We start from the raw sequence: 23,048 nt of genomic DNA, 5'->3' as shown, positions 1-23,048 counted from the left end.
GGTCGTTACTCCATCATCTTCTCAATTGGCAGCACCAGAATGGAGCTTGCGCCCAGCGCCTTCAGTTTTTCCATGGTTTCCCAGAACAGGGTTTCGCTGCTCACCATGTGCATCGCCACGCGCTGCTGGTCGCCCGCCAGCGGCAGAATGGTTGGGCGCTCAGCGCCCGGCAGCAGGGCAATCACTTCCTCCAGGCGCTCGGTCGGCGCATGCATCATGATGTATTTGGATTCACGCGCCTGAATCACGCCCTGAATGCGGGTCAGCAGCTTGTCGATGAGCTGCTGTTTGGCGTCGGCCATCTCGCCGTCGCGCTGAATCAGGCAGGCTTTGGAGCGGTAGATCACCTCCACTTCGCGCAGGCCGTTCGCTTCGAGCGTGGCGCCGGTGGAGACGAGGTCACAGATGGCATCGGCAAGGCCCGCACGCGGCGCCACTTCAACGGAGCCGTTCAGCAGACAGGATTTAAACTGCACGCCTTTTTGATCGAGGTAACGCTTCAGCAGGTGAGGGTAAGAGGTGGCGATACGTTTGCCGTTCAGCGCGGCCGGGCCGTCCCAGGCTTCATCGACCGGCGTAGCCAGCGACAGGCGGCAGCCGCCAAAGTCCAGACGACGCAGGGTAAAGTAGCGCGGATCTTCGCCCTGCGCGCGGCGGGTTAATAACTCTTCTTCCAGTACGTTTTCGCCGATGATGCCGAGATCAACGACGCCATCCATCACCAGGCCCGGGATATCGTCATCACGTACGCGCAGAATGTCGATCGGCATATTTTCAGCCAGGGCGATCAGGCGCTGGGTGTGCAGGTTGATTTTAATCCCGCAGCGGGCCAGCAGTTCGCGTGAATCGTCGCTTAAACGGCCTGATTTTTGAATAGCTATGCGTAAACGTGAGTTATCTAACATTCTGTGTTCCTCGTTAACCTGTTTTAACCTGTCTGAATGCGGTCCAAAAAAAAGCCCCCGGAAGAAGATCTTCCGGGGGCTTTTTCATGCGTTCATGCACCACTGGAAGATCCAAACGTCTTCCAGCACACATCGCCTGAAAGACTAGTCAGGATGATGGTGATGATGGTGGTTTTTAAAAGGAACGCGTGTCATATAAATTCTCGTTGAATGCTTATGCATTTGATGTCTTTTAACCTAAACCAGTTGTACGCCATAAAGCAAGGGCTTTTTTTGATCATTAATTCATTTCATATTGATGGTATGAATTGTGCGTTCCACCAGGCTGGCGTAGCCTTATAACAGGCATCGTTAAGCGGAGAATGTAATGAAAAAGGTCGCGATTGTCGGGTTAGGATGGTTAGGAATGCCACTGGCGATGTCATTAGCCGCGAAAGGCTGGCAGGTGACAGGGAGTAAGACCACCCGGGATGGGGTTGAAGCGGCACGCATGTGCGGCATTGATGGTGTTGAGCTGCGTCTCGAACCCGAGCTTATCTGCGATACCGACGAGCTGGATGAATTGATGAATGTGGACGCGCTGGTCATTACCTTACCGGCGCGGCGCAGCGGCCCGGGTGAGTCTTTTTACTTGCAGGCGGTGCAGGAGATCGTCGACAGCGCCCTGGCGCACCATATCCCGCGTATCATTTTCACCAGCTCCACCTCCGTCTATGGCGATATCGACGGTACGGCGAAAGAAAACACCGAGCGCCGTCCGGTGACCGCCAGCGGCCGGGTGCTGAAAGAACTGGAAGACTGGCTGCACAATTTGCCTGGCACGCAGGTGGATATCTTACGCCTGGCCGGGCTGGTGGGGCCGGGCCGTCATCCGGGGCGCTTCTTTGCCGGTAAATCTGCGCCGGATGGCCAGCACGGGGTGAATCTTGTGCATCTTGAGGATGTTATCGGTGCAATCGAACTGCTTTTGCAGGCTCCGAAAGGGGGGCACATCTATAATATATGTGCGCCTTCGCATCCGCCGCGCAGTACCTTTTATCCGCTGATGGCGCGCCAGCTGGGTCTGGCGCCGCCGGTATTCAGTGAGGCGCAGGGGGAACGCAAAGGCAAAATTATTGATGGCAATCGTATTTGCCATGAACTGGGATTTGAATATCAGTATCCCGATCCGCTGGTTATGCCCATGGAATAATTGCGCCGGCGGAGACAATCGCACACCGCAAGGGGGCGAAGATGAAACCGCTGCTGGATGTTCTTGTTATTCTGGATGCGCTGGAAAAAGAGGGGAGCTTTGCCGCCGCCTCGGCGAAGCTCTATAAAACCCCTTCGGCTCTGAGCTACACCGTGCAAAAGCTCGAGAGCGATCTTAATATCCAAATCCTTGACCGCACCGGGCATCGCGCGCGTTTCACCCGTACAGGGCAGATGCTGCTGGAAAAAGGGCGTGACGTGCTGCATACGGTTCGCGAGCTGGAAAAACAGGCCGTCAAACTTCACCAGGGCTGGGAAAATGAACTGGTGATTGGGGTTGATGATACATTCCCTTTCTCCCTGCTTACCCCGCTTATTGAGGCGTTCTATCAGCGCCACAGCGTCACCCGGCTGGTTTTTATCAATGGCGTGCTGGGTGGTTCCTGGGAGGCCCTGACGCAGGGCAGGGCGGATATCATCGTTGGCGCGCTGCATGAGCCTCCCCAGTTGAGCGAATTTGGTTTTGCGCGGCTCGGCGTTCTGGAGCAGGTTTTTGCCGTTGCGCCTCATCACCCGCTGGCGAATGAACCGGAGCCTGTTACCCGACGCGTCATTAAAAACTATCGCGCCATTGTGGTTGGAGACAGTTCTCGCCCCGAATGCGGCATTTCATCGCAGCTGCTGGATGAGCAGGAGGCCATCACCGTTTTTGATTTTAAAACCAAGCTGGAGCTGCAAATAAGCGGCCTGGGGTGCGGTTACCTTCCCCGTTATTTAGCGCAGCGGTTTATTGACAGCGGAGCGCTGGTGGAAAAACAGGTTTTAGCGCAAAGCAGTAACGAATCGGTATGGGTAGGCTGGAATGAACAGACCGCCGGGCTTGCCAGCGCCTGGTGGCGAGACGAAATTTTAGCAAATAGTGCTATCGCCACAGTTTACGCTCAGGCAGATGATGGGAAATCAATCAGTTAGTAAAATTAATTTATGGGCAGGTTTCTCAATGTATTGCCTTTTGTATCTGGAATAGGGCAAAATGCCGCCGCTGCAAACAAATGAATAATCGACGATATAAAAGGCGTCGGTTATTTTTTTTTGCATGTACGAAACGAAACTAAAAACCAAGAGGCCGGGCTTCGTACCGGATAGATATTTACTAAAATCCGACAGTTGTTGTCGCTGAGGAAGAAAGAAATGGGGCAATTTTTCGCTTACGTGGCGGTTATCACCGTAAAGGAGAATAACTATGTCGCATAACGCAACTCCAAACACCTCTCGCGTGGAATTACGTAAAACGCTTACGTTGATTCCGGTTGTTATGATGGGCCTTGCCTATATGCAACCGATGACGCTGTTCGATACATTCGGTATCGTATCAGGCCTTACTGACGGTCACGTTGCAACGGCGTACGCCTTTGCGCTGGTCGCCATCCTCTTTACAGCGCTGAGCTACGGTAAACTGGTTCGCCGTTTCCCGTCCGCAGGCTCTGCGTACACCTATGCTCAGAAATCCATTAGCCCGGCGGTTGGCTTTATGGTGGGCTGGTCATCACTGCTGGACTACCTGTTCATGCCGATGATCAACATTCTGCTGGCAAAAATTTACTTCGAAGCGCTGGTGCCTTCCGTGCCGTCGTGGATCTTCGTTGTGGCGCTGGTGGCCTTTATGACCATCTCTAACCTGCGCAGCATCAAGACCGTGGCTAACTTCAACACCCTGATTGTGATCCTTCAGATGGGGATTGTTGCGGTTATCGTTGGGCTGATCATCTACGGCGTTTCCCACGGGGAAGGCGCAGGTACGCTGACCAGCACCCGTCCGTTCTGGTCTGAAGGCGCGCACGTAGTGCCGATGATCACCGGTGCGACTATCCTGTGCTTCTCGTTCCTGGGCTTCGACGGTATCTCTTCTCTGTCTGAAGAGACCAAAGACGCTGAGCGCGTGATCCCGAAAGCGATTTTCCTGACCGCGCTGATTGGCGGCCTGATCTTCATTGGTGCGTCTTACTTCTTACAGCTGTACTTCCCGGATATCTCTCGCTTTAAAGATCCGGATGCATCACAGCCTGAAATTATGCTGTACGTGGCGGGTAAAACCTTCCAGTGGGGCGTGCTGATCTTCTCCAGCGTCACCGTACTGGCTTCCGGTATGGCTGCGCACGCGGGCGTTTCTCGTCTGATGTACGTGATGGGCCGTGACGGTGTGTTCCCAACCCGCTTCTTCGGTTACGTGCATCCTAAATGGCGTACCCCGGCGTGGAACGTGCTGCTGGTGGGCGCTATTGCCCTACTGGCGATTAAATTCGACCTGGTAACGGCCACGGCGCTGATTAACTTTGGTGCGCTGGTGGCGTTCACCTTCGTTAACCTCTCCGTGATTTCGCAGTTCTGGATCCGTGAGAAGCGCAACAAGACGCTGAAGGACCACATCAACTATCTGGTGCTGCCAGTGTGTGGTGCCCTGACGGTGGGCGCCCTGTGGATCAACCTGGAAGAGAGCTCAATGGTTCTGGGTCTGATCTGGGGTGCAATCGGTCTGATTTACCTGGCTTGCGTGACCAGAAGCTTCCGCAACCCGGTTCCTCAGTACGAAGACGTCGCGTAAGACTGTGTCGGGTGACGGCTATGCTCAACCCGACCTACAGTTTCGTAGGCCGGGTAAGCGTTAGCGCCACCCGGCAAAAAAAAGCCGGAGACATCGCCTCCGGCTTTTTTGTACCCGCTATTCAGACAATCTCTTGCGCATACTGGAACAGCGCTTTCAGCAGCGCCTGCTTCTCAGCATTCCCTTCATACTGACCGTAAAGCATCTCCAGCTCCTGGGCGTAGCTATTAAGAAACTCCGGCGTAAACACGTTGCGCCGATGCTGTAACCAGCGTTCCTGCTCTGCTTCATCCAGCGTGCCGGGATAGTTGCGCGCGCGATAATTAAACATCAGCTTCTCAATGCGCTTATCTGCGAAGGTGATATCCAGCGCGGGCAGGTTACGCGGGTCGGTTTGCAGCACGATATTCATCGCCGCGCGATCGGCGTCGCTGAAGAAGCCGTTATAAAGCTGCGCATCCACATTCTCAGACGGCACGAACGGCTCTGCTTCGGCAAAAATGGCGACGACTTTCTCGCGCACATGCGGGTTGTCGCGCAGCACTTTCAGGTTATCGAGGCAGTGCTGACGGTTAATCCCCAGCCGATCGGCGTCTTCCGGGCGCAGCGTGTTGGCCTGCGCCAGCACCGGGCACTTATTGATGTGCACCAGTTTTACCGGTATGGCTGGCAGGTCACCCAGCGCCTCTTTCGGCGTATAGAGCCGTTCACGTAAGGTGTCGCTGTCGAGCTCAAGCAGCGGGGAGATATCTCCGGCGAGATCCACCATGATGACGGCGTTACGGTTGTCCGGATGCCAGGCAAGCGGCGCCACCCAGCTTGTATTCCCGCGCCACGCACCGAACATCCCTGAAATATGCACCAGCGGTTTCATCTGCGGCACGTCAATTAGCGTCATCAGCTTTTGCTTGCTGCGATGGCTCAACAGATACTCAAACAGGCGCGGCTGCGCGGTTTTTACAAGTTTCGCCATAGCGATTGTCGCGTAAACGTCTGCCATCGCGTCGTGGGCGTTGCTGTGCTCAATGCCGTTGGCCCGCGTCAGGTGCTCGAGCCTGAAGCTCGGCAAGCCGTCGTCGTTCTCCGGCCAGTTAATCCCCTCCGGGCGCAGCGCATAGCAGGCGCGCATGATATCCAGCAAATCCCAGCGTGAATTACGGTTCTGCCAGCTCCAGGCATACGGATCGTAGAAGTTGCGATAGAAGATATTGCGCGTCACTTCATCGTCAAAACGGATGTTGTTGTAACCCACCACGCAGGTATTGGGCACCGTGAACAGGTCGTGGATGCGACGGGCAAATTCTGCTTCGCTAACGCCTTTATCCCGCGCTTCCTGAGGCGTGATGCCCGTCACCATTACCGCGCCCGGCTGCGGCAGATAGTCATCGGCGGGCTTACAGTAAAACACCTCGGGTTCGCCGATGACGTTAAATTCGTCATCGGTACGGATAGCCGCAAACTGCGCCGGTCGGTCCAGCGCCGGATGGGTGCCAAAGGTTTCGTAATCGTGGAACAAAAAAGTCGGGCGCGCGGCAGAGTCAGACACCAGTAATCTCATCCTGTTAAAAATTGACGTCTCTATGGTAAACGATTGGGGTGAGCAGTCCGAATAAAAAGCACCGTCAGGCAAGAAATGTGCGAGATTTGTTCCGAAAAAATCTGCGTGCTGTCACATTTTTTTGCAATTAAGGCAGGTAACGACATCAGAACTCCCGTAAAAAGGTCATCGATTTTTACTGACCTGAGGATATACCGTTGAAACGCCGTCTGTTTATTGCTGTTTCTTTACTCGCTTCGAGTATTTCATCCGCGCTGGCTGCCGAGCCGCTGGATTTTTCACCTCAGCCGCCTGCCATCCAGGCTGGCTCCTGGGTATTGATGGATTACACCACGGGTCAAATCTTAACGGCGGGCAACGAACATCAGCAGCGTAATCCGGCGAGCCTGACCAAACTGATGACGGGGTACGTTGTCGATCGTGCTATTGATAGCCACCGCATCAGCCCCGATGACATTGTGACGGTCGGACGTGACGCCTGGGCAAAAGGCAATCCGGTCTTTGACGGTTCGTCGCTGATGTTTCTGAAGGAGGGCGATCGGGTTTCCGTGCGCGATCTCAGCCGCGGCCTGATTGTTGATTCCGGCAATGACGCCTGCGTGGCGCTGGCGGATCACGTCGCGGGCGGTCAGCCGCAGTTCGTCAGGATGATGAATGACTACGTTGAAAAGCTGAACCTGCGCGATACCCACTTCGAAACCGTACACGGGCTGGATGCACCGGGCCAGCACAGCTCCGCTTACGATCTCGCCGTGCTTTCCCGGGCCATCATTCACGGCGAGCCTGAGTTCTATCACATGTACAGCGAAAAGAGCCTGACCTGGAACGGCATCACCCAGCAGAACCGCAACGGCCTGCTGTGGGATAAGACCATGAACGTGGATGGCCTGAAAACGGGTCACACCTCGGGCGCGGGCTTTAACCTGATTGCCTCCGCGGTGGACGGTCAGCGTCGACTGATTGCGGTGGTGATGGGGGCTGACAGCCCGAAAGGACGTGAAGATCAGGCGCGCAAGCTGCTGCACTGGGGACAGCAAAATTTTGATACGGTGCAGATCCTGCATAACGGTAAAAAAGTGGGAACCGAGCGCATCTGGTACGGCGATAAAGAGCAGATCGCGCTGGGCACGGATCAGGACTTCTGGCTGGCATTACCCAAATCGGAAGTGCCGAACATCAAGGCGAAATACGTGATGGATAAAAAAGAGCTGGAAGCGCCGATCGCCGCGCATCAGCGGGTAGGGGAGATCCAGCTGTACGATCGTGACAAGGTGGTAGCGCACTGGCCATTGGTTACGCTGGAAAGCGTTGAAAAGGGCGGCCTTTTCTCCCGCCTCGGCGATTATCTGCATCATAAACTCTGACCTTTTTGGGCAGACTGGCAGTGTTGCGAGTCTGCTCACATAATAAACACTCCTGGTTTGCCGATAATCTCGATTCTGCTTTACAGTGTATATATATGGGTCTTCCCCGATCATGGTGGGAAGGCTCAGAACGCCATATTCAGCTTTCCGTAGTGGAACATCACCCCCAGTTTAAAGCGCTCCCGGTTTCGGTATCCCCTGGCTTTTATCCTCAGCAGCCTGATCTTGCTGTTAAGTGCCTCCGCATTTCCGTTTGAGACACTGTGTCGCATCGCATTCAGGATCCCGTACAGCCTTTTTCCTATCGTTTTCGCGGCATTTTTCATCATGGGAACGTCACTGTTAGCCGCCAGCGCCAACCATCTCTGCCAGTCACTCCGTCTTTCCTCGCTCCATGGCCTGTTCCAGATATCCTTTGCCAGCTCTTTCAGCGCCCAGCACTGGCTCGTCAGCTTCATCTGTGCACGCAGCCACATCAGCTTTTCCTGCCGGGATTCGGTCATCCACTTATCGCTGTACTGCCACAGGAAGCGGGTTCCTTTTGCCTGGTGTCGGCTTTCAACAGGGAGGTGCGGATGTTCATTCTGACGGGTTTTATCAACTACCTCGCCCAGTTGCTTCGCCACATGGAAGCGGTCAAAGGCGATTTTCTCAACCGCACTGGGTAAGTGGATACGCGCTGCTCTTATATAGCCCGCGTTCATGTCCATTGAGAGCGTTTTGATAGCCAGCAACTGCCCATCAGTGAGCGTGCGAAGATAGCCGGCAAGACTCTCTGTGCCGCGATCATCCGTTAAGGCCAGCGCCCGACCATCGCGATCGGAGATCACCGTTATGTAACGATGTCCTTTTTTAAAGGCGACCTCATCCACATTCATATGACGGGCGGATAATGGCTTTTTTATCCGGGCAAGACCTCGCTTAACTGCCCGGGTCATAATGCCGTCAACCGCATTCCAACTGAGCTTAAGTTGCTTCCTGACAGCATCAACGGTGCTGATTTTCAGCCATGAGAGAACGAACGATTCGAATAGCAACGTATACCGGCTTCCGGGGCCAGCCCACGGAACAGGCAACGTCAGGCAGCCATGCTCCGGACACATAATTCGTGGAACATCGGCTTCAACAATAGTGGTGAACTGGCAGGTATCAAGATGGCGCCATTTACGATGACGGTGATCGTGAACAGAACAGGATTTACCGCAGGTCGGACAGGCTAGCCGGGTGTTTTCAGCGATCTCAATAGTGACAGTAACAGAACCGGCATTTTCATCGAGAGAAAGGGACTTTACCTGCCACGGATCGGACAGGTTGAGAATATGAGCGTAGAGGGACTTTTCGTCCATGGCGGTGACCTCTGGCGATTAAATACACCATTATCATGCCTTCAGCCACCACAACAAGGGAAGACCCATATATATACAGTAATAAACGGAGGCAGCATGGACTACAGCATCAGGCAGCAACAGAAACGTACGATCGCTGGCTTTCATCTCGTGGGACCGTGGGAAAAGACGGTCAAGCAGGGATTTGAACAGCTGGTCATGTGGGTAGACGGGCGTCATATTCAGCCGCAGGAGTGGGTGGCCGTTTATTATGACAATCCGGATGACGTGCCGGCAGAAAAGCTCCGCTGCGTTACCGCCGTAACGGTAGCGGACGATTTCACTATCCCTGAGAACAGCGAAGGGGTGATGATGACCGAAATTGCTGCCGGAGAGTATGCTATTGCCGCCGCGCGCGTCGAAAATCATGATTTCGCCACTCCGTGGTATCAATTCTTCAACTCCCTGCTGGAAGACAACAAATTCCAGATCGCGGCAAAACCCTGCTTCGAACGCTATCTGAACGATGGCAATGCTGACGGCTACTGGGATATTGAGATGTTTGTACCGGTAGAGCACAAAGTGGGATAATCCTGCGGAATGCAGGGTTTTTCAGCCGGGCGCGATCCACCCGGCTGAAAACACAGTACAATTGTGGTTTGCCGTAGAGCTGGAGACGGGTGTGCGCCCCGACAAGTCATTAACCCCTTTTGAAATTCGGTTATACAAACATTATCGCGTGGTGCACGGTTGCCGCATTGCGCTGGCGTTTGTGTTGACCTTCGTACTGGTTCGTCTGCTGGATATCCCGGAAGGGACGTGGCCGCTGATCACGCTGGTGGTGGTGATGGGGCCGATCTCATTCTGGGGGAACGTGGTCCCGCGCGCTTTCGAACGCATAGGCGGCACCGTTTTAGGCTCAGCGCTTGGGCTTATCGCCCTGAAGCTGGAGCTGATCTCGTTTCCGGTCATGTTGCTGTGGTGCGCGGTGGCGATGTTTCTTTGTGGATGGCTGGCCCTCGGCAAGAAACCGTATCAGGCGCTGCTGATTGGCATTACGCTCGCGGTTGTGGTCGGCGCACCGGCGGGCGATATGACCACCGCATTGTGGCGAAGCGGGGACGTGATCCTCGGCTCGTTGCTCGCCATGCTGTTTACCGGCATCTGGCCGCAGCGCGCCTTCCTGCACTGGCGCATTCAGATGGCAAACTACGTCACGGCATTTAACCGGGTCTACCAGGCCGGGTTTTCGCCGAATCTGATTGAGCGCCCGCGTCTGGAAAAGCACCTGCAAAAAATCCTCAATGATGTGGTCAAAATGCGCGGGTTGATTACCCCGGCAAGCAAAGAAACCCATATCCAGAAAGCCATTTTTGAAGCTATTCAGACGGTCAGCCGTAATCTGGTCTGTATGCTTGAACTGCAAATCAATGCCCACTGGGCCTCACGCCCCAGCCATCTTCTGATGCTCAACGCGCATACGCTGAAAGAGACGCAGCAGATGACGCAACAAACCCTGCTGACCATCGCCCATGCGCTCTACGAAGGTAACCCACAGCCGATACGGGCGAACAGCGAGCGGCTGAACGAAATCGTCACCGAGCTCAAACAGCTGATGAATGAGCGCCAGGGCGACAATGTGGCGGAAACGCCCATCCATGGTTATGTCTGGCTGAGTATGGAGCTGGCGCGACAGCTGGAGTTGTTATCGCAGCTGATTTGCCGGGCACTGCGCAAATAAAAAGCGTATGTGATGCCTGCTGCTTCGATTCAGCAACAATTAGGGTTATGATGGTTTTAAACGATATACTCATTGTCATTCGCAGCCGCTGTCTGTTAAAACGGTTGCTTTAACGAATCCGAATCTCACATTATCAGGGGTATAAAAATGGAAACTACCAAGCCTTCGTTCCAGGATGTTCTGGAGTTCGTCCGCCTGTTCCGCCGCAAAAACAAGCTACAGCGCGAAATCCAGGACGTAGAGAAGAAGATCCGTGACAACCAGAAACGTGTCCTGCTGTTGGACAACCTGAGCGACTACATCAAGCCTGGCATGAGCGTTGAAGCAATTCAGGGCATCATCGCCAGCATGAAGAGCGATTATGAAGATCGCGTTGATGACTACATCATCAAAAACGCTGAGCTGTCCAAAGAGCGTCGCGACATCTCCAAGAAGCTGAAAGTGATGGGCGAAATCAAAAACGTCGACGCTAAAGGCGAGTAATCGCACACTCTGTTGCCCGGTGGCGCTGCGCTTACCGGGCCTACAGGACTGTTATCACGTAGGTCGGGTAAGGCGAAGCCGCCACCCGACAATTTCACGAACGCAGAAAAGCAAAAAGCCTGCTCTAAAAGCAGGCTTTTTAAATTTGGCTCCTCTGACTGGACTCGAACCAGTGACATACGGATTAACAGTCCGCCGTTCTACCGACTGAACTACAGAGGAATCGTTGTGGAGGCTTATCTTAGCGGCGAAAAAACTTTTGTCAAACCTGATCTCAGGCAAAAGCGTTTGTTTGATGATTCTGTCGTCATTTTGTTGTAAATCCAAACATAATTTTATGGAAAATACTTTGCAGGATACGCATTTCTGCCCCATCATTTGAAATGGAGTTTCAACTTTCTCGCTAAGGTCCATTTTGAACGTCACCGCACCCCTACGCCAGGCGATTATGCGCACGCCCTGGTATGCAAAACGTAAGAGTTATCGAGTTCTCTTCTGGCGTGAAATCACCCCCCTTGCCGTGCCTATTTTCCTGGAGAATACCTGCGTCCTGTTGATGGGCGTGTTGAGCACCTTTCTGGTGAGCTGGCTCGGTAAAGAAGCCATGGCCGGGGTAGGGCTGGCGGATAGTTTCAACATGGTTGTGATGTCCTTCTTTGCCGCTATCGATCTCGGTACGACGGTGGTGGTGGCGTTTAGCCTGGGCAAGCTTGATCCGAAGCGTGCCCGCGAAGCGGCCAGACAGTCGCTGATGATCATGACCCTCTTTTCGATCATCCTTGCGGCGGTTATCCATTATTACGGCAAAGAAATTATCGACATTGTCGCGGGAGAAGCGACCAGCGAGGTGAAGGATCTGGCTCTCACCTACCTGGAAATGACGGTGCTGAGTTATCCTGCGGCTGCCATCGCGCTGATTGGTAGCGGTGCGCTTCGTGGAGCAGGAAATACCAAAATTCCGCTGCTGATTAACGGCGGCATGAACATCCTGAATATCATTATCAGCAGCGTTTTGATTTACGGCGTCTTTTCATGGGAGGGGCTGGGCTTTGTCGGCGCGGGTTTAGGGCTGACCATTTCCCGCTATATTGGTGCGGCGGCGATAATTGGCGTACTGATGGCGGGAATTACGCCATCGCTGCGCCTGACGCTGAAAAGCTATTTCCGTCCGCTTAACTTCGCCATTATCTGGGAAGTGATGGGGATCGGGATTCCGGCCAGCATCGAATCCGTGTTGTTTAACGGTGGGAAACTGCTGACGCAGATGTTTGTTGCCGGGATGGGAACAGACGTCATCGCCGGCAACTTTATTGCCTTCTCCATCGCCTCACTCATTAACCTGCCGGGAAACGCGCTGGGGTCGGCGTCGACGATCATCACCGGCAGACGCCTCGGAAAGGGGCAGATAGGGCAGGCGGAACGGCAACTTCGGCACGTCTTCTGGCTTTCAACTATTGGACTGACGGCGATTGCGTGGGGAACTGCGCCTTTTGCCGGGCTGATGGCCTCGTTCTATACGCATGAAAATGACGTGAAGGAGGTCGTGAAGGTGCTCATTTGGCTCAACGCGGCGTTTATGCCAATTTGGGCCGCGTCCTGGGTACTTCCTGCCGGGCTGAAAGGGGCGCGCGATGCCCGGTTTGCGATGTGGGTCTCCATGCTCGGCATGTGGGGCTGTCGCGTTGTGGCGGGCTACACGCTGGGGGTAATGTTGGGTATGGGCGTTGTCGGCGTCTGGCTGGGGATGTTCCTTGACTGGGCCGTGCGCGGGGCGCTGTTCTACTGGCGCATGGTGAGCGGGCGCTGGCTGTGGAAATATCCGCGAAAAAAACCGGAGCAGGAGGTTTCGGAAACGGCAAGTGCCTGACAAATGTGCGAAGTGGAGAATAAATCGGCAAACGATTGAAAATCTGCATTCACCCTTTGACATCCTCAGGGCGCATCGATAATATGCGCCCCGTTCACACGATTCCTCTGTAGTTCAGTCGGTAGAACGGCGGACTGTTAATCCGTATGTCACTGGTTCGAGTCCAGTCAGAGGAGCCAAATTTAAAAAGCCTGCTTTTAAAGCAGGCTTTTTGCTTTTCTGCGTTCGTGAAATTGTCGGGTGGCGCTCCGCTTACCCGACCTACGGAATCCCAGGCCGGGTGAGTGGGTCCTTGTTATCAGCGGAACGGTGGCTCATTAAAGGTGCGCAGCTTGCGGGAATGCAGTTTGTCGCCCTCTGCACGCAGTAAATCGATGGCGCGAATACCAATCTGAAGATGCTCTGAGATCGCCCCTTCGTAAAAACGGTTCGCCTGGCCCGGCAGTTTGATCTCGCCGTGCAGCGGTTTATCGGACACGCACAGCAGCGTGCCGTAAGGGACGCGGAAGCGATAGCCCTGCGCGGCAATGGTGGCGCTTTCCATATCGATTGCGACCGCACGGCTGAGATTGAAACGCAGGGCGGAGGCGGAATAGCGCAGCTCCCAGTTACGATCGTCGGTGGTGACGACCGTACCGGTACGCAGGCGCTGCTTCACCTCTTCACCCGGCATGCCGCTCACCTCTTTAGTGGCGTCGTACAGGGCGCGCTGCACTTCCGCGATACTCGGAATAGGAATATCCGGCGGCAGAACCGCGTCAAGGACATGGTCGTCACGCAGATAAGCGTGGGCGAGGACGTAATCGCCAATCAGCTGGCTTTCACGCAGGCCGCCGCAGTGGCCGATCATCAGCCAGACGTCCGGGCGCAGTACCGCCAGATGGTCGCAGATGGTTTTCGCATTCGACGGGCCAACGCCGATGTTAATCAGCGTAATGCCCTGACCGTCGGCGGTGATCAGGTGCCAGGCTGGCATCTGGTGCTTTTTCCACGCCAGATCGGAGATGGCCTCTTCCGGTGCTTCGGTTTCGGCGGTGATCCAGATCCCGCCCGCGCAGGAGAGGGCGATGTAAGGGCTGTCCGGGTCGAGGATCTGGCTACAGCCCCAGCGGACAAATTCGTCCACGTAGCGGGTGTAATTGGTAAACAGCACGAACGGCTGGAAATGTTCGGCAGGGGTGCCGGTGTAGTGACGCAGGCGTGCCAGCGAGAAATCGACACGGCGGGCATCAAAGTGCGACAGCGGTGAAAACTCTGCCGGGTGATAGATCCCGTCCGCCGTCTCATCGCCAATCTGCGACAGCTCAGTGGTCGGGAAGTGGCGGGTCAGCCCCGCGCTCATGGAGCGATCCAGCGTCAGCGCTGAACCGTCTATCACGTACGGGTAAGGGATCTCGTGCAGGGACGGTTCAACGCTGATATGCGCGCCGTAATCCTGATACAGCAGGGTAAGCTGCTCTTCCAGGTAGGGGCGGAACAGCGCAGGTCGCGTGATGGTCGTGCTGTAACAGCCGGAGTGGGTGAAACGCGCATAGGCGCGGGTTTTCGGATTGCTGCTGGCGCTGCCGTCCCAGGTGACAGAGAGCGATGGATAAACAAAAAGGCCCTGGGTTCTGGCCTTTTCATCGGGAAGTTTCCCTGTTTCGATATAGTCACTGATGGCGCTGCGCAGTGCATTGACGGACTGTTCATACAGCGCGTCGAGTTTTTCCAGCGCCTGAGCCGGGGTCAGGCTGGAGCCCTTATTATTCATGTCTGTCTCCTTGTTCCACAGGTGTGCGGCTTTACCCGATAGTATGTCACACGCCTGTGAAACAAAAGTGAGGAGATCAGCTGTGCGTGGTTTCCTTCATCAACAGGGCGGTGGCGGCAGAAAGCAGGCAACCCGCCAGCAGATAAATCGCCACGCTATGCCAGTTACCGCCCGAGAACGTCACCAGCGCGGCGGCGATAAACGGCGTAAACCCGCCGCCGACCACGCTCGCCACCTGATATCCCACGCCCGCGCCGCTGTAACGGTAGCTTGCGCCAAACAGCTCGGTGAACATTGGCTGCTGCACGCAGACCACCATATCGTGAGCGATGTTCGCAAGCATGATCGCGAAGAAGACAATCCAGAAGACCGACTGTGCCTCCAGCGCCATAAAGAACGGCCAGGCGCTGAGTGTGCCGATGAGCGCCCCGGTGATATACACCCGTCGACGGCCAAAGCGATCCGCCAGCCAGGCGAAGCAGGGGATGGTCAGGCAGCTGATCCCGCCCACCACCAGGCCAATATTCAGGAACAATTCCCGCGGCAGGCCGAGGTTTTGCGTGGAGTAGTTCAGGGCAAAGGCGGTGACGATATACATCGTTAGCAGTTCGCACAGGCGCAGGGCAATGATTTTCAGAAAAGCGCCAGGGTGCTGCACCAGCGCTTCCATCACCGGCAGCCGTTTCTTCGCGACCGGTTTTTCGCGCTGCTGCCGTTCAAACTCAGCCGACTCTTCCATGCCGTTACGGATCCACAGGGCCACCACGACCAGCACAATGCTGAAGATAAACGGAATACGCCAGCCCCAGCTCAGGAACTGCTCGTCTGTCGTGAGCTGGCTTATTAGCGACACCAGGCCCGTGGAGAGCAGCAGACCCACGCCATAACCCACCTGCACGCCGCTGCTGTAAAACGCTTTCTTGTTCTTCGGCGCGCTTTCCACGGACAGCAATGCCGAGCCGCCCCATTCACCACCGACGGCAAAGCCCTGAATGGCGCGCAGCGTCACCAGCAACACCGGGGCCCACCAGCCAATCGAGGCAAAGGAGGGCAAAATACCGATCAGCGCGGTGGCAATACCCATCATCCAGACGGTGAGCATCAGCATACGTTTCCGGCCAAGGCGATCGCCGAAGTGGCCGAAAATTATCCCGCCCAGCGGACGAAACAGAAAACCGACGCCGAAGGTGGCAAACGCAGCAAGCGTGCCCATGGCGGGGCTGATCTGGGGAAAGAATTCACGGTTAAAGACCAGCGCAGCGGTAATACCGTAGAGCAGAAAGTCATACCAGTCGACGACGGCACCTGCGAAGCTACCTAAAGCGGCGCGGCGGGCGCGGTTAAGCGAAGGTGTCTCCTCGTTGCGGCGAGCGGAGATAAGGGTGGAGTCCATAGTTGTCCTGTCTGTACTGATTTTTAATTATTGGTATAAGAAAAGGTCACTCACATCACGGCCGTCATATTGACGGAATGTATGAGACTACCGCGACAGGCGGCCTGAGAAAACGTTTTTATCTTTCCTGAAAGCGCAGAATAAATAAATTTCATCTTATCGGGCGACAACATAAATCAGCCTGTTTGGCTCCGGTTAGGGCTGAATGGTTTACAGTAATAACGATCGCTGCGTGACGTAAGCTGAGGGTATAACGATGCAACGCTTCTTTCCTGCTCTGTGGGTAGTCCTGTTTTTAGTCGTATCTCCGCTGCATGCGGAGCCGAAAGTCTATGGCGAACAGCGTATTCACCGCTGGTGGGATGCAGTAACGGACGATATTGCGCAAACCTGGGAACAGCCGGATCGTTACGATCTCTACCTTCCGTTTCTGAGCTGGCATGCTCGATTCATGTATGACAAAGAGAAAACCGACAACTACAACGAAATGCCGTGGGGCGGGGGGCTGGGCGTGTCCCGCTACAACGACGAGGGCAACTGGAGCGCGCTCTTTGCTATGATGTTCAAAGATTCACATAACGAATGGCAGCCTGCGATGGGCTACGGCTGGGAGAAGGGCTGGTATCTGGATAACGCAAAAGATTTCCGTCTGGGGCTGGGGGCCGCTGCGGGGATCACGGCACGCGACGACTTTGCCAACTATGTCCCGCTGCCGTTTATCTTCCCGCTTTTCTCTGCCGGATATAAGCGCGTCACCGTCCAGTTCACCTATATTCCCGGGACCTACAACAACGGCAACGTGCTGTTTGCCTGGCTGCGCCTGGGCTTTTAGAGGGTGATCACTTTTTTGGCCACTGCGTTGGACAGGATCAGCAGCGAAAACAGGACCGACGTAACAAACGTAAGCACAATCAGAGCAAGTTTGGTGCTCAGGGACGTCACCGGAATGAGCGCGGTCAGCAGGTGAAACACCGAGTAGTGCATAATATAGACCCCGGTCATGGTTTTGCTAATGGCGGCCAGCACGGACTCTTTAAACTCCGCATTGCGGCGAAAACGCACGCCGTTGGCCGCAATCACCAGGGCAATAATCAGAATGTAGATTTGCGATCCGGTGAGAATAAAGGCGTTTCTGTCTGCTTTAAATAGCGCAAAAAAGAAGTGCCGCTCGTAAAACCACGTGAAGAGATAAATAAACGGTATGGCGATGACCGCTGCCCTGACCACATTTTTGCGGCCGATCCACGCCGCGATCTGCGGATCGCAAAAGAGCTGCCCCGTCAGATAAAACAGCAGCCACGTCCACAGGCGATACTGCGGCGACAATGAAAGGACATGGGCATCAGGATAGAGGGCTGACAGTAAATCGTACCCGTATGAGAAAAGCAGCAGGGCGGCAATCACCCCGCAAAAGAGCGTTCGTCGCTGGCTGAGCCACTCCACCACCGGGTGAAACGTGTAAATCACGATAAACGCGAACACGAACCAGGGCTGGATCAGATATCCGCGCTGATAGGGCTCCCACAGGTAGTAAATCGTTACCCAGAACAGAAAGACGATCACCAGACTTTTGATCTTATCCAGCTGCCAGCGCGTGCCGTGTCGGGATTGCCCGTCCAGATACCCTGCAACCACAAAAAATAACGGCGTGGCGATGGTCGAAATGAAGGTTAAAAAACCGAGGATCCAGTGATAGTCATAATCGTAATGATCCCAGGTGTTGTAGATGGTGAAAAAGGTAACCGCCGTCATACACCCCAGCGTCTTGATGATATTCAGCCCTGTCGCATTCATTGTTGTTCAGCTTTGTCCTTACGATGGAAACACGCGTAAATTACGGGGAGTACCAGCAGCGTCAGGATTGTAGCAAACCCAAGCCCAAACATAATCACAACGGCCATGCTCTGGAAGAACACATCCAGCAGCAGAGGGGCGAGGCCGAGTACGGTCGTAAAGGCGGTGAGGAGGATGGGACGCAGGCGCGACGTGGCGGCGTAAACGATCGCACTGTGCTGATCCTGCTGCGCTTTCTGCTGTTCTATCTCTTCCACCAATACAATGCCGTTGCGGATCAGCATCCCGCTCAGGCTCAGCAGGCCAATCAACGCCATAAAGCCAAAAGGGATGCCGGTAATTAAAAACCCCGGCGTCACGCCGATCAGCGCCAGCGGCACGGTCAGCCAGATGGCGACGGCGTTTTTCACCGAACTGAACATCAGCACCGTGATCACAAACATCACCAGATAGCCGAGCGGCAGCGTGGTAAATAGCCCCTGCTGCGCTTCGCTGGAGTTCTCCGCGTCACCGCCCCACTCAATGCTGTAGCCGTGGGGCAGGGGAAGGGCATCTATTTGCGGCTTCACGCGGGCGAGAATATCGCCGGAGGTTTGCTGGCTTAGCGGGTCAGGGTCGGTCTGCACGGTCAGCACGCGGGAGCGGTCACGGCGCAGGATCAGCGGATCTTCCCACTCCAGCGCGAAGCCGCTGATGACGTTGCTCAGCGGAATATACTGCTGCCGGGTCTGGCTCCAGACCAGAACGTTATTCAGGTGATTGGCGTCCAGCCGCTCGCTTTCCGGCGGGCGCACCACCACGGGCAACAGGTCGCTGCCTTCTCTGTACAATCCCGCCCGACTGCCGGAGAAATTCATCTCCAGTGCGTTATCGACGTCCTGCTTATCCACGCCAAGCTCACGTCCCAGCGCGGTGACGTACTGCGGGCGGATCACTTTGCTGCGATTTTGCCAGTCGTTCCTGACGCTGTCCGTCGCCGGATCGCGCGTAAGGATGTTGTCTACCTGGCTGGCGATCAGACGCAGCCTGTCCGGATCGGGGCCTTTAATACGTATTTCAATGGCGCTGTCGCCGGAGGGGCCAAACATCACCCGCTTTGTGCTGGCGTTAACCTGCGGATAGTTCCGTGCGATGTACTCATCCACGTGGCGGGTCAGGGCGGGGATGTTACGCTGGTCGTCCATTCTCACCATAATTTGCGCATAGTTGCTGTACTGCCGCTGTCCGCTGTAGGTCAAAATAAATCGCATACTTCCCTGACCAATCGTCGAGACCGTAGTTTCCACGCCTGGCTGGCCGTTAATGGTTTTCTCGATATCACCGGTCATCTTCTCGGTCCAGTTAATGTCGGTACCGTAAGGGAGCCAGAGGTCGACAAAGAAAATTGGCGTACTGGAGGAGGGGAAGAAGTTCTGCCGCACCGAGCCAAAGCCCCAGATGGCGGCGGCCAGCAGTGCGGCCATCACTACCAGCGTTGGCGCTTTACGCCGTAACAGCGCGTTGAGCACACCCTGATAGATCCGATAGATGCGTTTGTCATAGGGATCCGTTTCGTCGGCCTTTGGCGGTGCAGCATCTCGTTTAAACAGCCACCACTTAATCAGCACTGGCGTAATGGTGAGGGCTGAGAACCAGCTCAGCATGAGCGAAATCAGCAGGACCTGAAACAGCGACTTACAGTATTCGCCGGTGGAATCCTGTGACAGCCCGACGGGCGCAAAGGCCAGGATGGCGATGACCGTTGCACCCAGCAGCGGCAGCGCAGAACGGCGAATAATGTCGCTAATAGCGTTCATCAGGGACGAGCCCTGCTGCCGGGCTACCAGTACCCCTTCGACAATAACAATGGCATTGTCGACCAGCATGCTGAGGGCGATGATCAGCGCACCCAGTGAAATGCGCTGTAGTTCAATACCCCAGAGATACATGATCAGCAGCGTGCCCAGCACGTTGAGGGCGAGGGAAAAGGCAATAATGATCCCGCTGCGTAAGCCCATAAAGATCAACAACACGCCGATGACAATCGCCAGCGCCATCAGGAAGTTAATGATAAATCCGTTAACGGAATGCCCGACCTCCGCCGCCTGATCGTAAAACAGGTCGATATGGATACCTGCCGGTTTCTCGGCTGACATCTGCTCTAGCTTCGCCTCCAGGGCATGTCCCACGTCGATCACGTTAACGCCGGGGATAAAGGAGACGCCCATGGTGACGGCTTTTCTGCCGTTGGCATGGTAGATGCTGGCAGGGGACGCATCCAGCCCGCGTGACAGGGTGGCAATATCCCGTAAGCGGGTAGCCGCCCCAACGCCGGGCGGGGTCACGATGAGATCGGCCAGCTCGTCAATACTTTCGAATTCACCGGTAGGATGCAGACGAATTGACTCGGTACCGGAGGGGATCTCTCCCGCGCTGGAGACCACGTTCAGCCTGCTGAGCTGGGCAGAAAGCTGGTTCAGCGTTATCCCGCGCGCGGCCATTTTGCTCAGAGAAATGTCCACGTTAATCTGCTGAGTGAGGGCTCCGCCGATGGCCACTTTGCCCACGCCTGGCACGAGGACCAACTCCCGGCGCAGCTGCTCGGCATACCGGACCAGTTCCGGATTGCTGAATTCATCTCCGGAAATGGCAAAGAAAAAGCCGAACACATCGCCAAAATCGTCATTCACAAACGGGGTCACTACGCCGGGTGGAAACTGTCTGGCGGCATCTCCCACCCGGCGACGCAGTTCATCCCAGATTTGCGGCAGTGCATTTGAGTGGTAGCGCGAGGCTATATTGACCGTGATCTGCGACAGGCCGCTGGAGGAGATGGAGCTGACGTTATCCAGATAAGGTAACTGCTGAAGCGCATTTTCCAGCGGCAGGGTGACCTCTTCCTCAACCTGCTGCGCCGACGCGCCCGGATAATGGGTGATCACCACCGCCGTTTTGATGGTAAACGCCGGATCTTCCAGTCTGCCGATGTTCAACAGGGCAATAATGCCGCCTACGCCCAGCAGCAAAATCGTCAGCCAGACGCGAACCGGGTTGCTGATAAACTGACGAGAGATATCCATTACAGTCCCCGTTCACGCGTCCAGATACGTACCGGCTGGTTGGGATGTAGCACCCCAACGCCTGCGGCCACCACGCGTTCACCCGCCTTAAGCCCACCGACGATGACGACGCCCTCAGCGCTGACTTGCCCCACGCTGACCTTACGATCTTCAAGGTGCAACGTATCGCCTTCGCCCGTCACCACCCAGACATGTGGCTCATTGCGCGGGCGGTTATCCGGGTTAAAGACCGCTTCAACCGGCACTACCAGCGCCTCACTGCCCACACCAGCCGGAAGGTTGGTTAAATTGATGGTGACCGTTCCGCTGACGCCGCCCACGACGGGAAAATCAACCGGGCGGGGCATGGTTAAAATCACCTGCCAGGTCAATGTGTTGCTGTCGCTACTGCCTGAGTGCTCTTTGTACACAGCGGTAAACTCGCGACCGGGCAGGGCGTTGATCCTCACTACCGGTTTGTACTGCGCATTGCGAATATCGAAGGTGTTAAACAGGTTCTCTGGAAGGCTGAACACCACGTCCAGCAGATCGGTACGGGTCAAAGTGACGACGGGCTGGCCGGCGGAGACGACCTGATGATTTCGCACATGGACGCTGGCCGCTGTCCCGCTAAAGGGGGCGACGAGCGTCATCTGGCTTAATTCTTCGCGCGCAATCTGTAGCGCGGCGTTTGCTGAATCGCGGTTGGCGCGCTGGACATCCATCTCGGCTTTCGACACGGCCTGGCGTCCCGCCAGGGTCTGGAAGCGGTCGAATTGCCGCTGAGCCAGGGTCGCCGCCGTTTGCCTGTCGTTCAGGCGCTGCCGGGCTTCACGGGCGTTGAGGCTGGCGAGTCGTTGCCCCTGTTTGACAATGGCACCCTGGCGAATGTCCAGGGTCTCAATCTGCCCGGCTCGTTTGAACGCGAGATCCGTGGCGTCGCCGGATTCAATACGGGCGGGAAACACGCGCTGCTGCGCGTTGCCAGCCTTGACCACCTCTGCGACTTTTACCATTTTCGGCAGGGGCGCGGCGCGGTCGGGTTTCGGATCGCACGCCGTCAGCAGCAATAAAACAGCAGGCAGAAGAGAGAGGTAGCGCTTCACAGTATTCCCCTGATAATAATTGTTTTATTTATTTCGTCATCAATGCTGGGGTGGCGCTATTCTGCCAGGGCCGAGACGACCACATAGGTAAATAAACCGATTGCTGTGCTGGCGATAATGGCGAGCGCAATAAACAAACCAAGGCGAATCAGGCTTAAACCGTACATGCATTCCTCCATGAGGTTGAAGGTGGCGCGGGATAAAGAGAATAAACGTGTTGCATGCCTGACTATGAGCATAGTCGGTGAATAAATAAATGTTAAATAACCATTATTAGTGGCGTGACATACTAAGGCGAAACAAGCGTTACGATGGTGTATCCCCTTTGAATAACATCCTGATATTCCTGTGCTACGTTTAATAGCATCCATTCCTTTTTTTCCGTAAAAGGCATTCACGCCTGTACCCATGGGTTTGATGCGATCTCTCCTGATTCACTCACTGTTGTGTTGGTTATAAAAAGGATGCTTGATATGTATAAAACGATTCTGGTGCCGGTGGATGTATACGAAACAGCATTGTCTGATAAAGCGCTACAGCATGCCCAATTCCTGGCGCAAAGCGCATCGGGTAATGTCCATCTGCTGTACGTTATGCCAAAGTTCTCGGCGGAACTGACCCGCGGTTTTATTGCAGACGCGAGAAAGATGGATGAATATATGATTAATAATGCTAAAGAAAAACTGGCTGCGCTGGTAAAAAAAATCAACCTGCCGGAAGCAAATGTCCATCTACATGTTCGCAGCGGGAATATACGTGATGAGGTAATCAAACTGGCGGATGAGCTTAACGTCGGTGCGATTATTGTGGGATCGCGTAATCCAAATATTCAAACTCATTTATTAGGATCAGAGGCGGCGAGTATCGTTCGTTACGCGCATGTTCCTGTTTTCGTTATTCGTTAATGTCATGAAAGCAAGGTGATTTC

General features: G+C 55.1%; 21 protein-coding genes, 2 tRNA genes and 1 other annotated feature. Of the genes, 12 read left to right on the top strand and 11 right to left on the bottom strand.

Features of this window, described 5'->3' with window-relative positions; all coding sequences use genetic code 11:
* Positions 1–5 precede the first annotated feature (5 nt).
* Complete coding sequence (hisG, locus tag ACQG1Y_RS14715) at positions 6–905, bottom strand: ATP phosphoribosyltransferase (protein ID WP_003859492.1); 900 nt, start codon at positions 903–905, stop codon at positions 6–8.
* A 45-nt stretch (positions 906–950) separates the two neighbouring features.
* Positions 951–1,074 (bottom strand) — a sequence feature (His leader region).
* Positions 1,050–1,100: a his operon leader peptide gene (gene hisL, locus ACQG1Y_RS14710; protein WP_099516347.1), complete on the bottom strand. Its 51-nt coding sequence runs from the start codon at positions 1,098–1,100 to the stop codon at positions 1,050–1,052. It overlaps the preceding feature by 25 nt.
* Positions 1,101–1,272: 172 nt before the next feature.
* Here hisL and ACQG1Y_RS14705 point away from each other — a divergent pair, with 172 nt between their 5' ends.
* The 4 genes from ACQG1Y_RS14705 (at position 1,273) to ACQG1Y_RS14690 (ending at position 4,698) form a co-directional block, all read left to right on the top strand.
* Positions 1,273–2,097, top strand: coding sequence for an SDR family oxidoreductase (locus tag ACQG1Y_RS14705; RefSeq protein ID WP_017383300.1), 825 nt, complete (start codon positions 1,273–1,275; stop codon positions 2,095–2,097).
* A 41-nt stretch (positions 2,098–2,138) separates the two neighbouring features.
* Complete coding sequence (locus ACQG1Y_RS14700) at positions 2,139–3,068, top strand: LysR substrate-binding domain-containing protein (protein ID WP_015572401.1); 930 nt, start codon at positions 2,139–2,141, stop codon at positions 3,066–3,068.
* Positions 3,069–3,287: 219 nt separating this feature from the next.
* Entirely contained in the window at positions 3,288–3,350 is a 63-nt protein-coding gene (gene yoeI, locus ACQG1Y_RS14695; protein WP_099458931.1) for a membrane protein YoeI, read from the top strand.
* Positions 3,340–4,698 (top strand): APC family permease, encoded by a 1,359-nt coding sequence (locus ACQG1Y_RS14690; RefSeq protein ID WP_006811203.1) that lies wholly within the window; start codon positions 3,340–3,342, stop codon positions 4,696–4,698. The genes yoeI and ACQG1Y_RS14690 overlap by 11 nt, the downstream gene beginning before the upstream one ends.
* Positions 4,699–4,819: 121 nt before the next feature.
* Here the strand turns inward: ACQG1Y_RS14690 and sbcB are convergent, their stop codons facing one another.
* Positions 4,820–6,256, bottom strand: coding sequence for an exodeoxyribonuclease I (gene sbcB, locus ACQG1Y_RS14685; protein ID WP_370532110.1), 1,437 nt, complete (start codon positions 6,254–6,256; stop codon positions 4,820–4,822).
* 191 nt (positions 6,257–6,447) lie between these two features.
* On the opposite strand from sbcB, the gene dacD reads away from it, so the two are divergent.
* Positions 6,448–7,620, top strand: a complete 1,173-nt coding sequence (gene dacD / locus ACQG1Y_RS14680) for a serine-type D-Ala-D-Ala carboxypeptidase DacD (RefSeq protein WP_047740833.1) — start codon at positions 6,448–6,450, stop codon at positions 7,618–7,620.
* A gap of 125 nt (positions 7,621–7,745) precedes the next feature.
* Here the strand turns inward: dacD and ACQG1Y_RS14675 are convergent, their stop codons facing one another.
* Positions 7,746–8,966, bottom strand: a complete 1,221-nt coding sequence (locus tag ACQG1Y_RS14675; RefSeq protein ID WP_000343760.1) for an ISL3-like element ISKox3 family transposase — start codon at positions 8,964–8,966, stop codon at positions 7,746–7,748.
* Between the two features lie 96 nt (positions 8,967–9,062).
* On the opposite strand from ACQG1Y_RS14675, the gene sbmC reads away from it, so the two are divergent.
* The 3 genes from sbmC (at position 9,063) to ACQG1Y_RS14660 (ending at position 11,169) form a co-directional block, all read left to right on the top strand.
* Positions 9,063–9,536, top strand: a complete 474-nt coding sequence (gene sbmC, locus ACQG1Y_RS14670; protein WP_032671710.1) for a DNA gyrase inhibitor SbmC — start codon at positions 9,063–9,065, stop codon at positions 9,534–9,536.
* 91 nt (positions 9,537–9,627) lie between these two features.
* Positions 9,628–10,686 (top strand): FUSC family protein, encoded by a 1,059-nt coding sequence (locus ACQG1Y_RS14665; protein ID WP_033487301.1) that lies wholly within the window; start codon positions 9,628–9,630, stop codon positions 10,684–10,686.
* A gap of 147 nt (positions 10,687–10,833) precedes the next feature.
* A complete protein-coding gene (locus tag ACQG1Y_RS14660) occupies positions 10,834–11,169 on the top strand; it encodes a DUF496 family protein (RefSeq protein ID WP_000450410.1) in 336 nt (111 codons plus the stop codon).
* 146 nt (positions 11,170–11,315) lie between these two features.
* Here the strand turns inward: ACQG1Y_RS14660 and ACQG1Y_RS14655 are convergent.
* Positions 11,316–11,391: transfer RNA gene (locus tag ACQG1Y_RS14655), tRNA-Asn, on the bottom strand.
* Between the two features lie 226 nt (positions 11,392–11,617).
* Here ACQG1Y_RS14655 and emmdR point away from each other — a divergent pair.
* Both emmdR and ACQG1Y_RS14645 read left to right on the top strand, forming a co-directional pair.
* On the top strand, positions 11,618–13,036 hold the full coding sequence (emmdR, locus tag ACQG1Y_RS14650; RefSeq protein ID WP_023294986.1) for a multidrug efflux MATE transporter EmmdR: 1,419 nt from the start codon (positions 11,618–11,620) through the stop codon (positions 13,034–13,036).
* 103 nt (positions 13,037–13,139) lie between these two features.
* Positions 13,140–13,215: transfer RNA gene (locus tag ACQG1Y_RS14645), tRNA-Asn, on the top strand.
* A gap of 119 nt (positions 13,216–13,334) precedes the next feature.
* On the opposite strand, the gene ACQG1Y_RS14640 is transcribed toward ACQG1Y_RS14645, so the two are convergent.
* Both ACQG1Y_RS14640 and shiA read right to left on the bottom strand, forming a co-directional pair.
* Complete coding sequence (locus ACQG1Y_RS14640; RefSeq protein WP_015572404.1) at positions 13,335–14,789, bottom strand: AMP nucleosidase; 1,455 nt, start codon at positions 14,787–14,789, stop codon at positions 13,335–13,337.
* A gap of 76 nt (positions 14,790–14,865) precedes the next feature.
* Positions 14,866–16,182 carry a shikimate transporter gene (gene shiA, locus ACQG1Y_RS14635; protein ID WP_368740581.1) on the bottom strand — a complete coding sequence of 439 codons (1,317 nt, stop codon included), beginning with the start codon at positions 16,180–16,182 and terminating at the stop codon, positions 14,866–14,868.
* 256 nt (positions 16,183–16,438) lie between these two features.
* On the opposite strand from shiA, the gene pagP reads away from it, so the two are divergent.
* Positions 16,439–17,014, top strand: a complete 576-nt coding sequence (pagP, locus tag ACQG1Y_RS14630; RefSeq protein WP_032671708.1) for a lipid IV(A) palmitoyltransferase PagP — start codon at positions 16,439–16,441, stop codon at positions 17,012–17,014.
* Here the strand turns inward: pagP and ACQG1Y_RS14625 are convergent.
* Genes ACQG1Y_RS14625 through ACQG1Y_RS14610 form a run of 4 tightly spaced genes read right to left on the bottom strand, consistent with a single transcriptional unit; the run spans position 17,011 to position 22,491 of the window.
* Positions 17,011–17,934 (bottom strand): acyltransferase, encoded by a 924-nt coding sequence (locus ACQG1Y_RS14625; protein WP_026080612.1) that lies wholly within the window; start codon positions 17,932–17,934, stop codon positions 17,011–17,013. The genes pagP and ACQG1Y_RS14625 overlap by 4 nt on opposite strands.
* 38 nt (positions 17,935–17,972) lie before the next feature.
* Positions 17,973–21,035: an efflux RND transporter permease subunit gene (locus ACQG1Y_RS14620; protein ID WP_059443810.1), complete on the bottom strand. Its 3,063-nt coding sequence runs from the start codon at positions 21,033–21,035 to the stop codon at positions 17,973–17,975.
* Positions 21,035–22,120: an efflux RND transporter periplasmic adaptor subunit gene (locus ACQG1Y_RS14615; protein ID WP_033487962.1), complete on the bottom strand. Its 1,086-nt coding sequence runs from the start codon at positions 22,118–22,120 to the stop codon at positions 21,035–21,037. Before ACQG1Y_RS14615 ends, ACQG1Y_RS14620 begins: the two co-directional genes overlap by 1 nt.
* 56 nt (positions 22,121–22,176) lie before the next feature.
* Positions 22,177–22,491, bottom strand: a complete 315-nt coding sequence (locus tag ACQG1Y_RS14610) for a hypothetical protein (protein WP_154597617.1) — start codon at positions 22,489–22,491, stop codon at positions 22,177–22,179.
* Positions 22,492–22,593: 102 nt separating this feature from the next.
* On the opposite strand from ACQG1Y_RS14610, the gene ACQG1Y_RS14605 reads away from it, so the two are divergent.
* Complete coding sequence (locus ACQG1Y_RS14605; RefSeq protein WP_003859525.1) at positions 22,594–23,025, top strand: universal stress protein; 432 nt, start codon at positions 22,594–22,596, stop codon at positions 23,023–23,025.
* Positions 23,026–23,048 lie beyond the last annotated feature (23 nt).

This window comes from Enterobacter cloacae complex sp. 397G4 (assembly GCF_050031515.1).
Lineage (GTDB): Bacteria > Pseudomonadota > Gammaproteobacteria > Enterobacterales > Enterobacteriaceae > Enterobacter > Enterobacter hormaechei_C.
The sequence above is the reverse complement of the archived record's forward strand: the minus strand, read 5'-3'. Positions and strand labels throughout refer to the sequence as shown.